The organism is Paenibacillus solani (assembly GCF_001277345.1).
GTDB classification, from domain to species: domain Bacteria; phylum Bacillota; class Bacilli; order Paenibacillales; family Paenibacillaceae; genus Paenibacillus_AQ; species Paenibacillus_AQ solani.
Genome location: NZ_LIUT01000001.1, coordinates 215,956 through 231,564 on the forward strand (window position 1 = coordinate 215,956; position 15,609 = coordinate 231,564).

Genomic DNA, 15,609 nt, shown 5'->3' on the forward strand with positions numbered 1-15,609 from the left:
TGGTGGATCCAACCCACCTCGTAATAATTTTCCTTTTAGATAGGCGACCCAACAATGTGGCCAATTTCTTCTTTGCCGATGGATATGACTTGGAGTTCTCCCTGTTCAGTATTTACTTGGGCACGAATTGCAGGTCTCTCTCCACAAAAAAACAACCCCCAAAGCCTACGCTAAACGTAGTTTCTTTGGGGGCAGCCCTGTTTAACTCTCATATAACTCCAATATCTCTCCCTACAGCTTACTTCCTACTAGGCAGCAATTTATTCAACAGAATCGCTGCAAGCGAAGCAGCCAGAATCGGCGAGCCGAGTAAATACTGTACAAATGTAGGCAGGGTGTATAGGAAGTCTTTCGGAATGAGCACTAATGCTAACGTCAGGATCATCGGGATGGCGATGATGTACATTTCTTTTTCAGTGATTTGTACGTTCTTCATGACCTGGATCCCGTTAATCGAGATGATACCGCAGACGATGGCGAATACGCCGCCGATGACGGCTGTTGGGATCGAGGAGATTAGTGCAGCCAATTTGCCTGAACAGCCGAAGAGGACAAACCATCCGCCTACGGCAAGAAAGACCCTACGACTCGCAATCCCCGTGATGGAGATAATCCCTGCATTGGTGGAATAGCCGGTGACTGGTGTTGAACCGAGTACAGAAGCAATCAGGCAGCTAATCCCTTCTCCAATGACACCCCGATTAATATTCTTATCCGTCAGTGGCTTATCAATAACATTGCTGATAGCAAACCATGTTCCCGTTGTCTCAGCCAGCAGCACAAGATAGATAATGACCATGGTGATGATCGCCGAGAAGTCGAACGAAAAGCCAAAATCCTTAAAAGGAATATGCGGCATGCTAAACCACTTGGCGTTTGCAACAGTGCTGAAATCCAGCACGCCCATAAAGTTGGCCGAGATACATCCGATGATCAATGCGATCATAACGGACGTAATTCGGAATATTGCTCCTCGCGTACCGAACAAAGAACCCAAGATGACGAACAGGATCAGTGCAGCTGCGGAGATTAGAGCTAACAGTACATTCTGGTTGATGGTCGCATCCGTCGCGCCGTAGATATTGTCCCGAATGGCGACAGGCAATAGCGACAGGCCGACAATGAAGATGATCGTGCCCCCTACAATAGGTGGGATGAAGGAGGTAACAATTTTATTGAAAATGCCCGTATATCCCAAAATAACCACGAGAACCGCGCCAATCAAGCTCGCGCCCAGCACGGAGCTCCATCCGAGTTCCCCGCCGCCGCTGGCGGCATAAATCGCGACAATCGCGCCGAGCGGAACATAGGAAGGACCCTGCGCCATCGGCAGCTTCATACAGAAATACGTTTGTACGATCGTGGCAAGTCCGGCCGCTATAAATGTAGATTGAATTAATGCACTGGACTGATTGGGCGCCAAGCCAATTAACATGGCAATCAGAAAAGGAACGACATACACGTCCATCGCTATAACATGCTGTAAGCCCAGAATGGCGGATTTCCCGAAAGATAGCTTGTCGTCGGGTTGAACCGTTAGATGTGGTGATTTGGTTTGCGCTTGGTCTTGGCTATCTGCTTGTGTTTTCACTCCGATGTACACCTCGAATGTTTGGATTGTTTGCTATATGTTAACGTGTGTGAACCTGTACTCCTTGTACCCAAACCTCGCGAATATGTTCAGGTCTTGCCAAATACATGATTTTCTGAAAAATATCTTGTACATCTTCATTCTCATCAAAAATCGGCAGCTTGGCGGACGGCAGTTTCGTATCGATCACCTGGACATCCCACACATAACCTGCTTGAATGCGACCGATCGGCAAGCTCAGACTTTCACCACCTCCGGCTGTAGCCAGATAGAATGCCTGATTAATCGTAATGCGTGACTCTGGCACGCCTCGATCTTTTGCAGGAAGGGAGGTGTTCACACCGTCTTCCAGCATTCTCGAAGAGATCACGGCTTGTCTTATATTATCGAAGAGACTAGGCGAGAAGCCCCCGGATATATCGGAGCCTAAGCCGATCTCGACATTTTTGTCATGGAAGCGGGCAACCGGAATGACGCTATTGGCAAAATAGGCGTTGGATATCGGACAATGCGCGATCGCGGTCCCAGTGTCAGCGAATAATTCGGCATCCTGATCATCGAGAAAATTACAATGAGCCATAACCGATTTATCACGCAGCAGGCCAAAATCATGCAGAGCAAACGCATCGTTTTTCTGGAATCGATCCTGTACATAACCATGTGCCCAATCGCTTTCGCTGCAGTGGGACTGCACATACGTATCGTATTTAGCTGCCAGCTCGCCTAAACCTTTCAGCCCCTCATCGGTACAGCTAGGAATGAATCGTGGGGTAACGACAGGAAACACGCCTTGCTTCGTAGTCTTGGCCAATTCCTGGACAGCAATAATAAATTCTTCTGTATCTGCCAGTGCCGTGGACGTATCCGCATCGCGGTAATATTCCGGATTCTGCTTGGGATCATCCATGACCACTTTCCCAACAAGTCCTCGCTGGCCTTTGCTTGCGCAGATTTGAGCTAACAACAAGCTGGCTTCCTTATGGACCGTGGCAAAATAAAGGGCTGTCGTTGTTCCATTTGCAAGCAGGGTGCTTACTACATCCTCGTAGACCTTTTGCGCGAATTCAAGATCCGAGAACTTCGACTCCAACGGGAAGGTGTAGGTATTTAACCAATCATAGAGTGGAATGTCCAATGCCGTTCCGGATTGAGCCCATTGCGGGGCATGAACATGCAAGTCAACAAAGCCAGGCAAGAAATACTGCCCTTCTGCTAATCGTTGAAAACTGTCGCTGCCTTGATACGCATCCAGCAGGGGTTGATAGTCAGCCTCTTCTGGGGCCACAATTCGCTCAATGATGCCATCTGCATTGATGCAGTATAGATAGTCTTTCAATACTTGAATTTCTGTAGAAGATTTACTTGAAAAAGAAGTCCCTTGAAATAATAACATATATTTACTCATGGTTACCGCCTTAATGTTCGTTTTTTGAAGTGTAGTTGTAATTATAGACCGTCAAAAAAGATAAGTCCATACCCTAAAGGCGAATAGAAACATTCGCTAAGTCAGAAACATCCATTATTCACAATGAAGATATAAAAAAACTAGCAGAAGCATAACAGCTCCTGCTAGTTTTAAAGTTCTATACAAATCGAATCTCTTTAATATGCGGTCCTAGTTCATATCTTTAGGATGAATAAGATCTTGTTTATTAATATCCCCGTTTAACCAATTAGAAATCAGGTTTTGTGTGTATTCTAAATCCTCTGAATCAATGTCGTAGTACCAGGTGGAGCCCCTCATTTTCCCATTACCTTGTAACATATAACTCTCAAAATCAGGCAGTGTATCATTTAAATACATGGTTTCAGCCAATTCTAATATATGATCAGGGTTCATGTTTGTGGAGAAGTTGGAACCAACAATTTCGATTAATTCAGGAACTTTGGTGATATTTTTTAATTCCAGAATCTTCTCCATAAAGGCTTTTATAAAAATACGTTGACGCTCCGTACGTTTAAAATCGGAATCTTCACGGTAACGGACGTAGCTTAAGGCTTCGTGGCCCGAATATATCGGTTTATTAGGTTCGATCCTTAATTTTTCATGCTGTGGATTTTTATTCTCTATTAATTTGGTTATCGGAAGCTTTACTCCTCCCACGGCGTCAACGACGTCGATAACTCCATTAAAGTTTACCGTCCCGTAAAAATCCACTCTATTATTTAGTAGATTCTCCACTGTATCTATACTCATTTTTTCTCCCCCATGAGCATAGGCAGAGTTGATCTTTGATGTGACATCCCTCCCAATAATGTCGGTATACGTGTCTCGGGGAATGGATACCAGTAATGCTTTGTTATCCTTGGGCCGGATGACAGAATATATGATCGTATCGGATCTGCTAGGCTCTTGATCACGCTGATCAATCCCAAGCAGAAGGATGGAAAAAGGCTGGCCCTCTAAAACGGGTGTATCTTCCTTCTCATCACCAATTGGTTTGTAAGACCTGTCTAATGTGGTTTTAACATCCTTTTTAAGTAGTGTATTAAATGCAAACAACGATAGTTCTTTTCTGAAGAGAAACCCGGCACCAGCTAGGAAAAGAATGATGAGCGATATGCTAATCCATTTCTTTTTACTATTCTTACTATTGTTTTTCTTGCTTCTTCTAAGTCTCCTTGCCTCCATGAAACCTACAACTCCTCAAAAAAATAATGGTACACAAGAAACGGACAGCGTGTATTACGAGGACTAGTTACTCCCCATAGGAATCCTCTCTATTTACATTATTCGATATATTAGGAGCCTGCTCTCTTGGTTCTATCCCTATTTTAGTGGAATTACCAAAAAAATCAACAAGCTTTAACATTTGACGACCTATCCACCTATTTACTAAAGCCATATCTTATTCGCCCTCCATACGGTTTTATTAATGAAAAACAGCTTCGTTGGGTCCGCGACAACCATTATAAAGTGATCAACTGGAATGTAGATTCGCTCGATTGGAAGGGGCTTGGCAAGGAGGAGGTCAGCCGAAATGTTCTTAGTCAAATCGGTCCTGGGGCTATTGTGTTGATGCATGCAGGCGGCGGTAGAGGCTCCGAACTTAATGGAACGGTTCAAGCTCTCCCGCGGCTGATTGATACGATCAGGGACCGGGGCTACCAGCTGGTAACTCTTCCTCAGATGATGAGAAGCCCACTCGGCAAATGAAATGCAGACAGCGAGCTGCGGATAGGATTTCGTTCATCCATTTTGCTTAAGGAAGGAGAGGGTGGTATGGATATTCGGGCAAGATTGCGTCTATTGGGGTACAGGAACCATTCACTTTCCCAGGCATTACTGTTATTTAGAAAGGATTTTAATGTTAAAGGGAGTACAGCCCAGTCTTTCAGGAGATTAAGGGAACTAACGGATCGCTCTCCTACAATAGAGATGCTGGCAAGGGTTATTTATAGTGAATCAAGAACAGAGCCGTATCGAGGACAAGTTGCCGTTGGAGCGGTCGTACTCAATCGATTGAATTCCGGTCAATTTCCAAACTCGTTAAGGAGGGTGATTACGCAGCCGTTAGCTTTTTCAGTTATAGATACGGGCACCTTCTGGCTTCGTCCAAATGCAAGCGCCTATAAGACGGCAAGGGAGGCGCTCCGCGGTAAAGATCCAACGGGGGGATGTCTGTACTTTTTTAATCCGGATAAGTCAACCTCCCTCTGGATTCGTAAACTAAAGCCTAGAATGAAGATAGGCCGGCATGTGTTTGCGAAAGATCTGATTTAGTTATGAAGACAGATGAAGACCTGCCTGCGGGAAAGCTCGAGCACCGCAAGGTGGGATTGCGGTATTGCGGACACCTGGTTTGCGGAGTTGTTGCGGTGAAATAACGCAATATGATTGTGGGATTACGTATATGGGTTTTCGGTGTAAAACTGGAAAAAATAGCTTAAGATTAGATCAAGGAAAACAACGAGAGACAAACGGCAACAGACGAGAACAAGAAACGAGAACATTTAAATAAGGCAACAAGAAAATAAACAAGAACAAGTCGAGCAGGCTGAACTGCCTGAAAGGAGATGAGAAAGTGTTGAAGCTGTCATTCGGAAATGGAGTTACCCTGGCTTACTTTGAACATCATCCTACACGATTATTTACTGCAAGCGACCAACTGGACTGCCGGTATGTCAGAGCTTACTTCAAGCAGCAAGGGGCAACGGCTGCACAATATGTGGAATCGAACCTTTCGAATATATATGATGCCGCGGAGGACTTGATTGCACTCGGAAATGACCGGATCGCACTTTACATCACCGCAGCGAACTTTCGGTTATGCGACAGACTAACCACGGTGCTAAAGGAGCTGGATGACAGCACTCACATCGTATGGTTTGGGGGATATGTCTCGGTCCAGGGAAAAAAGCTGTTAGATCGGATACAAGCAGACGGCATCATCCAACAGGAGCCTGAGCAAGTCATATATGCATTATCCGAAACGGAGCCGGAAGAGTGGAGCGATATCGCAGGATTTCTAGGCAGGAACGAGGCCGTTGGTCATCCAGACACGGTGGAAACATATCATTCACCTTCCGTATACGAACTCGATCAATACGAGGGCATTTGGGAAGAAGCGGCTCAAGCAAGGCAGACCCCGATCTATACCGTCAAGTGTGCGGACACTCTGGAGCGGGACAATGCAAGAGGCGGGCTGCGAATTCATTCGCCTGGCAGATTCCAGCAGGATCTGGAACTGGCCATCCAGGCAGCTACTCGAACCGCAGGATCCGAAGTGACGCTTCAGATTGCAGGGTTCCATCTGCTTCATGACCGAACCATAAGGAGCGAAATTCTTGAAGCTATGGAGCGGATGAAGGGGAGTACCGGCTATCAGATCGAGGTGGAATATGAATGGGTAGTGAAGGAAGGGATATGGCAGCAGCTCTTGCAAGCCGGAATTACAGAGATCGCTATCCGAATCCCGCTGCTCTTGACTGAGCAGCAGGCCCAGGAAGGAATTTCACTGGCGGATACGCTTCAAGATTCCCAAGTGCCAGATCAGAGACTAAACGTAACGGTGACACTGACTGACTATGCTGCATCTCATGACCTTACCGCTGATTCCCAGTATACTGCGAGGCTGTTGTCAGCCTGGACAGCGAACAAGTTTATCGATGCTAATCATGTCCGGATCGAGCCGGATCAGCCAGGCCGGGAGCAAGAACGAGTGATTTTACCCGAACCAATACGATCTTATTTACTGAAGTATGCTGCTGATGAGCCGCAACCGGCGCTGATGAATGGATATATAGCGTTTATGACAGGACATTATCCTGGTTCATCGACAGGCGGATGCGTGAAGCATATCGGGTATACAGAGGGATCTTGGAATCCATCCTCGGTTCATCGCTTGGGGGAGTATTCCGGAGTAAATAGTGCACTCTTATTTGAAAATAACCAAGTAAATAGGGAAGAAAAGAATGATATAGTCTACGCTGACCAAGACGGGGTGTGGAAGCAGCACAATGAGCTGTTCGATGAGCTCGTGCAGACTACAGAACAACAACAATATTACTTGTCCAATGCACACCAGATTGTACCTCTTGAGGAATGTACATATGAGCTGCAGATGAATGATTTTCTTCAAATCGAGCCTATGCACATTCGCCGAATGGACTATTTGAAAGCCGCTCAATCAGAGCCGAATGGCGACGAGGTCGGGCTGCAGTTCCTGGAAATAACCTCAGAAGAAGACTTGGAGCTGTTTCTGAACGATGTGGATCATTTTAGCCGCCAGGGAAAATTTAAGCACGGTTTCGAGATCCAGTCCTATATTGTCGACAGCTGCCGCTGGTCAGGAGCACATCATTGCCGGGCAAGGGAGCTGCCAAGGATGTTCGTGGATGGTCAGGACCAAATCTCGGCATGCCGAGGCTGTCCGTCAATCGGAGATATGTACGATTCGCTGGATAGTTTGCTGACACAAGTATCTGTGGTTAGTGACCAGGAACAGCTGCTTAGGGGCTGCCAAACCTGTGACATCCGTGATACGTGCTCAAAGTGCAGCTTCTTGCCAAGCTATATGAATCGTCAGCAATACTGCGATTTACGCAGGAAACATGTCATGCTTCATCGCTATATGCAAATGGTGCAATTATTCAAGGTCTTAAGGAAATATACACAAGCCCTCCATGGAATCGGCATTCAGGACATCAAGGTGTCATTACCGACTGTAACGCATCTGTGGCCGAACCATAGCGGGGTGGAGGGAGCAGCCAACTCTTTGGTGCAAGATACTGTATTTCTGTTCTACATGCAGGATCAACCGATGCTGTTCCACTCCGTGAGTCAAAAAATATTGAAGCTCAACGAATTAACCTCGCTCATTCTGGAGGGGTTCATGGCCGGAGCGGATGAAGTGGAGCTAATCCGGTACATTACCGAGAAATACCAGGTTGAAACCGAGTACGCAGCATCAGCTGTATCACAGGCCGAGGCGATGTTTGCACGGGAAGGCTGTTTGAAGAAAATGTCGGCTAAAGCCGGTTGAAAGGAAGGAGTTGCCCTATGTTAACCACAAGCGCAGTGTCTTCGTATCCAATGGTTCATCCCTTAAAGGATGTGCGAGTGGGAGAGGAAATAACACCGCTCGCGGTCGGAGACGGAATCTATGTGCAGGATACGAATGGAAAAACGTATATGGATGGAATAAGCGGACTATGGAATATATCGCTGGGGTACCAACACCCGGACATTCGGCAAGCTATTGTGGACCAATTGGATGCGATTCCGTACGTCAATCCGGTAGACCAGAGCAATCCGACAACGCTGGAGTTCGCCGAAACACTGCTCAGTATTACCCCACCACAACTGTCAAAGGTGGCGTATACCTGCACGGGTTCCGAATCCGTGGAGCTGGCAATCAAACTCATACGCAAATATTATTCTCTTCGCAACCAGCCAGGCAAAACCTTGATTGTTGTCATGGATAAATCCTATCACGGCAGCTATTACGGCTCGATGAGTGCGAGCGGAATCGATCAGGAAATTTCCGAGAGCTATGGACCCAAAGTGCCGGGGTTCCACTTCCATCCCGTACCGGTGTGCAGCCATTGCACCCCAGGTCATATATCGGATGAATGCCTCGACCAGAAAATACTGCAGCTGGAGCAGCTCTTCGAACAGAAAGGGTCTGAAATTGCCGGCATCCTGTTAGAGCCTATCATTGGTTCTGGTGGAATTATACCCTTGCCTGACCGGTATCTCCACAAGGTTCAGGAATTGTGCCGGAAGCACGATACATTGCTGGTATTTGATGAAGTTGCGACCGGGATGGGGCGTACAGGTAAGATGTTTGGCTTCGAGCATAGCGGTGTCGTTCCCGACATTCTATGTCTGTCCAAAGGGATTAACAGCGGATATTTACCGCTGGGAGCGACCTTGTTCAGCGATTCGATTCAGCAAGCTTTTGCTTCTGCCGGATCTCATATAGAGCATCTATCTACACAGAACGGTAACCCGATTGCTTGTGCTGCCGGTATTGCAACAGTGAAAGTGCTCCAGCAGCCGGGAATGCTGGAATCCATTGAACGAAAGGGAATGCAGCTTCGTCTGTCTCTTGAGCAAGCCCTAGGTAACCATTCGTTATTCCTGGAGGTCCGGGGTAGAGGCCTCATGGTAGGGGTAGCCCTGACGGCAGACAAGGAAACAGGGGCATGCCTTCCGCCCGAAAGACTCGCAGAAATTGTGAGCAAGCTGAAACGCCGGGGGCTCATCGTATATCCGTTTAACACCCCAAATTTAACAACCGGATTTCATCTCTTCCCACCCTTCATCATTCAAGAGCATGAGGTGGAGAAGATGGTGCAGTTGATCAAAAAGGTGCTTGAAGGGAGGTGATTATGGTTGAAACATAATCTCTCCAGCAAGATAAATGAACTCCAAGGCTATCTGGTTCCCCAGTGGCTAAAGGCCTGGTTAAACAAACAGGATAGACATTATTAATCAGATTTACAAATTTCCTGTAAGGAGGTGAGCAGCATGGTGAAACTTCTTCCAATTATGTTCCCTATTCTTCCAATCATCCCGATTATCTTCCTGTAATAAAACATATATAAAAATTGGCTGTAAGGAGGTGAGAAAACATGTTCATAATTCCTATTCTCCCATTTATTCCACTTATTCCAATTATCTTCTCATAGTAATAAACCATTACTTATACATCCAGTAGCACCCTATAAATCGGTTAGTAAAAAGTCTCTGCAAAGGAGGTGAACTGACATGCAAAAGAAACTGTCCTTGCAATTCGAAGAAATGGAAGCTGTGGCGGCCCCGGGTTGGCTGGAAGTCGCAATTATTGCAGGAGCCGCCTTCGGAACTGCTGTAGCGCTGACATAATTCTCAGACAACTGAGGTGATCGATATAAATACATTTCTAAATTCTTTATCTGGGAGGTGAGTGTAATGCTGCGGATATTCCCAATCATTGGTCCTATACTTCCGTTGTTGCCGGTGTTTCCACCGATTATTGATCCGATTATTAAACTGTTCTAATTCCAATTTTCAATAACTACAACTGCAATCAATACAAGTTAATGCAAAGGAGGTGAGCTAAATGCAAAAGAATCTGTCCTTGCAATTCGAAGAAATGGAAGCCGTAGCAGCTCCAAGCTGGTATGAAGTAGCGATCGGCGTAGCTGTAGGCGTAGGTATCGGCGTAGCGCTGACATAATACTCAGACAACTGAGGTGATCTATACAAGTACATTCCAAATTTTCTGTCTGGGAGGTGAGTGAAATGATGGGTATATGGCCAATCATCATCGGTCCAGTAATACCGTTATTGCCGGTGATCCCACCGATTACGATTATTGATCCGATTACTAAACTGTTCTAATTCCAATAACTTCAACTGCAATAATGTTGATGCAAAGGAGGTGAGCTAAATGCAAAAGAATCTGTCCTTGCAATTCGAAGAAATGGAAGCAGTCGCAGCTCCGAGCTGGTATGAAGTAGCGATTGGTGTAGCTGTAGGCGTTGGAATCGGCGTAGCACTGACATAATACTCAGACAACTGAGGTGATCTATATAAATACATTCCAAATTCTCTGTCTGGGAGGTGAGTGAAATGATGGGTATATGGCCAATCATCATCGGTCCAGTAATACCGTTATTGCCGGTGATCCCACCGATTATGATTATTGATCCGATTACTAAACTGTTCTAATTACAATTTTCAATATTGCAATACAAGTTGATGCAAAGGAGGTGAGCTAAATGCAAAAGAATCTGTCCTTGCAATTCGAAGAAATGGAAGCCGTAGCAGCTCCGAGCTGGTATGAAGTAGCGATCGGCGTAGCTGTAGGCGTGGGAATCGGCGTAGCTTTGACATAATCCAATAAGTACACATATCACGATTCATTTTATAAAATTTTATCAAAAAACTAATTAAATGGAGGAATTTACAATGACAAATCAAGCACTGGCTCTGCAATTCGAGGAAATGGAATCCGTAATAGCACCTGGAGATGGAGCATATCTGGCTGGCGTAGCTGTAGGCGTTGGTATCATTGCAGGAGCGGCGATCGTCGTCCTGACCTAGGCTTAACATTAAGAAATGGAACTTATTAATTTATCTGCAATGAATCCAAAACCAAATCTAATTTATAAGGAGAAGATGAATATGAATAATACGCTGAATTTGCAAATGGAGCTGTTGGAGGACGTTTCTGCACCAGGTAACGCAAGAGACTTTGTTGAAGGTGTGGCTGCAGGTGTGGTCATCGCTGGTGGAGTCGTTGCAGTAATCGCATTGACTTAATACCCGAATTTGTTTGAAGGCTCCTCTCTCGTCAGGTGGATAGCCGGCGGGAGAGGAGAATTACATAACTCTAATGAAAGTATGAGGTGAAATCTGATGGAACTGGCAAGTCATTTGGAAGTTCATGAGACCGATAATGGCCAATACTTGGTTCAACATATAGCCAGTCATAAATATGTGAAGTTAGGTGTGAGGGAGCTTGAATTCCTTCGCCTGCTAACACAGGAAGCGGATTTGAAATCTGCGGAAAGTCAGTATACAGGTAGTCTGACGGATGAAGAGAGATCGTTTTTGTACGACAAGTTCAAGGAATGGGGCTTTCTTGATAGCACTCCGGCCGAGGCCAACGGTGATTCACAGAAAAAGTGGAAGCTTAACTGGAAAATCGATGATATCACAGCCATTAAGTTTTTGTCAGTCAATCCGGATTCGTGGTTAACGTCAATGATGCCTGTAATTCGTGCCTTATTGCATCCGGTCGCAATTGTTCTTTATACCCTCCTCATATTGACGGCAGGAACTTTGCTTGTCCGCGATGAAACCATTATAAACGGTATTTCGTTTGATCAGTTTGGATTCGGAAGCTACGTCATGATCTATATTATGCTGCTGCTAACAACGGTTGTACACGAGTTTGCTCACGGAATGGCATGCAAATATTATGGAGGGCGTGTCAAGCAGATGGGAGTGATGCTGTTCTACTTAAGTCCGGCGATGTATTGCGATGTGAGTGATACCTACAAGTTTAAGAAGAAGAGGCATAAGCTGTCCGTATTGTTCGCAGGGATCTTCAGTCAGTGGATCATGACCTCGATCGCATTTGTGCTCTATTACACACTCGCCAGCTATCAAATGCCAATTCCGGTGCTCTTCTTGTATGGGATTGCAAATCTGGGGCTGAGCATGATCAATATGCTACCGCTGGTGAAGCTAGACGGATATTGGATGCTGAGTCATGGACTTGGGATCACCAATCTCCGCACCAAAGCATTTCAGGCTTTCTTCAAACTTCTCACACCATGGCGAAAAAGCAATCGAGGAGCGCAAAGCTTGAAGGAAAGAAGTATTTTGCTGGTCTACGGCTGCGCGGCTGCGCTGTTCACCCCTTGTTTCTGGGGATGGGGGCTATACAGTATTCAGCAGCGGATGTATTCCTTTCTGGGCGCCACTAGCTTTATCATCACGGCAGGCATTGCCTGCGTACTGCTCTATCATGGAGCCAAATTTATGATCAAAATGAACAAGGCGGTGTAAATTATGACACTCGAAGTGAAAAATTTAGTGAAAAATTATGGAGAAACAACGGTACTGCACGGAATATCGCTGACAGCTAATTCAGGTAAGGCCTTTGGGCTGCTGGGCGGCAACGGTGCGGGAAAGACAACGACCATCCGGTCTATACTCGGCCTGGTTGATTATGATGCAGGAGATGTGCATTGGAACGGGATTCCGATTCTGGCGAACCGCCCGAGTATCGGCTATCTACCGGAAGAACGGGGCCTGTATCCAAAAGAGAAGGTGAGTGAGCAGCTGGTCTATTTCGCAAGATTAGAAGGGATGGACCGGGTGAGTGCAATCAAGGCCATGCGAGATTGGCTGAAGCGTCTCGGGATTGAAGAGCATGAGCATAAACGGGTAGAGCAACTGTCCAAAGGAAATCAGCAGAAGGTTCAGATCATTTCCTCGTTGATTCACGATCCGGAGCTGGTCATCCTGGATGAACCATTCAGCGGCCTCGATCCGGTCAACTCGGAGATGCTGGCTTCTGTAGTGAAGGAACAGCTGAGCAAAGGGAAAACGATGATATTCTCCAGTCATCAGATGGGTCATGTTGAACAATTCTGTGAGGAGATCTGTATTTTGAAAAAAGGCAGAATGATGGTATCCGGCAATTTGATGGATATTAAGAAATCTTACGGACGACGGAATCTGGTGCTGCGAAGTGAGAACGATCTGAATCCGCATTTGGCAGCCTTTGGTTTCAATCAAGGCGAGAGCCAGAACGCTCATGAATGGCAGCTTACTCTTGAACATGAGGAGCAAGGCAATGAACTGCTGCAGCGCTTAGCAAGTCAGGGTATAGATCTGTTGAAATTTGAGATCAAGGAACCGACGCTGCATGAAATATTTATCGAAAAAGTGGGGGATGTATCATGAGACAATTCGGATTAGTATTTGGCTATTCATTCATGGAACGGGTCCGTTCCAAAGCGTTCAAGATCATGACAGTGATTATGATTCTGATCATGGCAGCCTTGGTCTTCCTTCCCAAATTTATTGGAGGAATACAGCATATGAGCGAAGGAGATATCGCGGTTCTGGATACCACGGGAATTGTCACGGATACCGAAGGATTTAAGCAGCAAGTGTCCGACTCTTATAATTGGCGGCTCATCCAGGAGGCCGACCTGGCCAAGGAGAAGGCGGAATTGGAGAAAGAGGGCAATGTGCTTGGGATTGTGACCATTCGTGAACAAGGCAATCAGCCTGTATTAAACCTGACTGTTAATAAAATGGATGATGCTTCAGGCTACCTGACAGAGCTCAACAGATATGTTCAAAACTTATATACATTTTCAGAGATGAATAAGCTGGAGCTTGAGCCATTGGCTAAAGAAAGACTGACGGCCTCCGTTCAGGTGGAGGTTGAAGAACTGAAGGTTGGAAGCAAGTCGATGATGACCATGTACTTCCCCGTTTACTTGATTATGTTTCTCCTCTACTTCTTGATCTACTTCTTCGGTGCTAATGTAGCAACTTCGATATCGATCGAGAAAGGATCCCGAGTGAAAGAAATTCTAATCACCAAAGTAAGTCCTATCCAACTACTCTATGGAAAGATCCTTGGGGTTGGGCTCGCAGGACTGCTGCAGTTCTCCATCATTATCGCCTCAGCTTCTCTGATGCTTATGTTTTCTGGTTCCGGTTCCAAATTGGAGTTCATTGGCTTCCAGATCGATTTCTCGGTCTTTGATGGAAAAACAGTAGCCATGCTCGTTGTCTTCTTCATGTTAGGTTACTTCTTCTACGCGTCTTTGTTTGCGGCCGCAGGGTCTCTTGTCAGCCGCAGTGAAGAGCTCAACCAGGTGATCATGCCGATTTCTTTACTGCTGATGCTGGGTCTGTTCTACGCATTCTTCAATCTGGCAGATGCGGACAGCACAGCAGCGCTTATCGGTTCTTACATTCCATTCATAACTCCATTCATGATGTTTATCCGGATCGGGATGTCAGACCCGACATGGATTGAAATTTTGCTCCCGACACTGGTGCTGTTTCTGTGCACGCTCGGAGCCTGCTGGTTGTCTGCCAAGGTATATCAAGTCGGAGTTTTGCTCTATGGACAAAAGCCGACGCCGAAGCTTATTTACAAAGCAATGAGGTCCTTATAACGAAAGGAGGAGGATCATGATGGCGATTGATGTGAGAGTACTGGAACAACCCGATTTGACATCAAAGATTCGAGATGAATTGGTTCTGGATCAAGAGGCACATAAACTGGTCGGTCAATGGGCGCTCGTAACGGGCGCCGGACGCGGCATCGGAGCTGAAATTGCCGAGCAGTTTGCGAGGAAGGGCGCCTCTCTGGTGCTGACAGAGCTCCCTGAGCTGATGGAGCAGGCAGAGGATGTAGCCGGTAGGATTCGTGATCGGTATGGAGTCGGTACCTATTGTGAAGAGCTGGATCTTCGGAATAATGAAGGCGTCGAGCGATGCATTCGCTCCATTGAAGAGCAGGGCGTTGACCTGCGCTATCTAATCAACAATGCAGGCGTAAATCTGCTGCAGCCGGCACTTAATTTAACACGGGAAGAATGGGACTTCGTGGTGGACATTAATCTGAAGGGAACCTTCTTTCTCACTCAGGAAGTTGCCAAAATCATGGTTCGGAACAAGAAAGGTTCGATCGTGATGATTGCCTCGCAGCATGGGGTCGTTGCTAACGAGAATCGTGCACCATACTGTGCAAGCAAGGCAGGCCTGATTCATTTAACCAAATCTTTGGCCATGGAGTGGGCGAAATATGGAATCAGAGTCAACGCGGTGTCTCCGACATTTGTCGTTACGGATGCGAATCAGAGTATCATCCAGAATGCCCAATTCCAGCGGACGAACTTGCCGAAGATTCCGCTTCGCAAATTTGCGGAGCCCGAGGATGTAGCGAATGCAGTGCTATTTCTGGCCACAGATGCAGCCGGTATGATTACCGGACATAATTTGATCGTGGATGGCGGCTGGACGATTCAATAAAAAAGGAGGCGTG

At 46.3% G+C, this 15,609-nt stretch carries 16 protein-coding genes; 13 read left to right on the forward strand and 3 right to left on the reverse strand.

Annotated features, from left to right (window positions below):
• Nucleotides 1–238: 238 nt before the first annotated feature.
• The 3 genes from AM231_RS00990 to AM231_RS01000 form a co-directional block, all read right to left on the reverse strand.
• Nucleotides 239–1,591, reverse strand: a complete 1,353-nt coding sequence (locus tag AM231_RS00990; RefSeq protein WP_054400911.1) for a uracil-xanthine permease family protein — start codon at nucleotides 1,589–1,591, stop codon at nucleotides 239–241.
• Between the two features lie 40 nt (nucleotides 1,592–1,631).
• Nucleotides 1,632–2,996: a guanine deaminase gene (gene guaD / locus AM231_RS00995; protein WP_054400912.1), complete on the reverse strand. Its 1,365-nt coding sequence runs from the start codon at nucleotides 2,994–2,996 to the stop codon at nucleotides 1,632–1,634.
• 210 nt (nucleotides 2,997–3,206) lie between these two features.
• On the reverse strand, nucleotides 3,207–4,223 hold the full coding sequence (locus tag AM231_RS01000) for an LCP family protein (protein ID WP_054400913.1): 1,017 nt from the start codon (nucleotides 4,221–4,223) through the stop codon (nucleotides 3,207–3,209).
• Nucleotides 4,224–4,508: 285 nt separating this feature from the next.
• Between AM231_RS01000 and AM231_RS28510 the strand changes: the two genes are divergently transcribed.
• From AM231_RS28510 to AM231_RS01040, 13 genes are all read left to right on the forward strand, one after another.
• Nucleotides 4,509–4,748, forward strand: coding sequence for a hypothetical protein (locus tag AM231_RS28510; RefSeq protein WP_207383521.1), 240 nt, complete (start codon nucleotides 4,509–4,511; stop codon nucleotides 4,746–4,748).
• Between the two features lie 222 nt (nucleotides 4,749–4,970).
• A complete protein-coding gene (locus AM231_RS01010) occupies nucleotides 4,971–5,315 on the forward strand; it encodes a cell wall hydrolase (RefSeq protein ID WP_207383522.1) in 345 nt (114 codons plus the stop codon).
• Nucleotides 5,316–5,616: 301 nt separating this feature from the next.
• Nucleotides 5,617–8,076 (forward strand): hypothetical protein, encoded by a 2,460-nt coding sequence (locus tag AM231_RS01015; RefSeq protein ID WP_054400916.1) that lies wholly within the window; start codon nucleotides 5,617–5,619, stop codon nucleotides 8,074–8,076.
• Nucleotides 8,077–8,093: 17 nt separating this feature from the next.
• Nucleotides 8,094–9,425 (forward strand): daptide-type RiPP biosynthesis aminotransferase, encoded by a 1,332-nt coding sequence (mpaD, locus tag AM231_RS01020; protein WP_054400917.1) that lies wholly within the window; start codon nucleotides 8,094–8,096, stop codon nucleotides 9,423–9,425.
• 715 nt (nucleotides 9,426–10,140) lie between these two features.
• Nucleotides 10,141–10,257, forward strand: a complete 117-nt coding sequence (locus tag AM231_RS30315) for a daptide-type RiPP (RefSeq protein WP_321178258.1) — start codon at nucleotides 10,141–10,143, stop codon at nucleotides 10,255–10,257.
• A 213-nt stretch (nucleotides 10,258–10,470) separates the two neighbouring features.
• Nucleotides 10,471–10,587: a daptide-type RiPP gene (locus AM231_RS30320; RefSeq protein WP_321178258.1), complete on the forward strand. Its 117-nt coding sequence runs from the start codon at nucleotides 10,471–10,473 to the stop codon at nucleotides 10,585–10,587.
• Between the two features lie 214 nt (nucleotides 10,588–10,801).
• Nucleotides 10,802–10,918, forward strand: a complete 117-nt coding sequence (locus AM231_RS30325) for a daptide-type RiPP (RefSeq protein ID WP_321178258.1) — start codon at nucleotides 10,802–10,804, stop codon at nucleotides 10,916–10,918.
• A 73-nt stretch (nucleotides 10,919–10,991) separates the two neighbouring features.
• On the forward strand, nucleotides 10,992–11,126 hold the full coding sequence (locus AM231_RS30155) for a daptide-type RiPP (RefSeq protein ID WP_278044598.1): 135 nt from the start codon (nucleotides 10,992–10,994) through the stop codon (nucleotides 11,124–11,126).
• An 81-nt stretch (nucleotides 11,127–11,207) separates the two neighbouring features.
• A complete protein-coding gene (locus AM231_RS28745; RefSeq protein ID WP_165593355.1) occupies nucleotides 11,208–11,345 on the forward strand; it encodes a daptide-type RiPP in 138 nt (45 codons plus the stop codon).
• Between the two features lie 96 nt (nucleotides 11,346–11,441).
• On the forward strand, nucleotides 11,442–12,599 hold the full coding sequence (gene mpaP / locus AM231_RS01025; protein ID WP_054400918.1) for a daptide biosynthesis intramembrane metalloprotease: 1,158 nt from the start codon (nucleotides 11,442–11,444) through the stop codon (nucleotides 12,597–12,599).
• Between the two features lie 3 nt (nucleotides 12,600–12,602).
• Entirely contained in the window at nucleotides 12,603–13,502 is a 900-nt protein-coding gene (locus AM231_RS01030; RefSeq protein WP_054400919.1) for an ABC transporter ATP-binding protein, read from the forward strand.
• Complete coding sequence (locus tag AM231_RS01035; protein ID WP_054400920.1) at nucleotides 13,499–14,737, forward strand: ABC transporter permease; 1,239 nt, start codon at nucleotides 13,499–13,501, stop codon at nucleotides 14,735–14,737. The genes AM231_RS01030 and AM231_RS01035 overlap by 4 nt, the downstream gene beginning before the upstream one ends.
• Nucleotides 14,738–14,753: 16 nt before the next feature.
• Nucleotides 14,754–15,596 (forward strand): SDR family NAD(P)-dependent oxidoreductase, encoded by an 843-nt coding sequence (locus AM231_RS01040; RefSeq protein ID WP_054400921.1) that lies wholly within the window; start codon nucleotides 14,754–14,756, stop codon nucleotides 15,594–15,596.
• The last annotated feature ends 13 nt before the right edge of the window (nucleotides 15,597–15,609 follow it).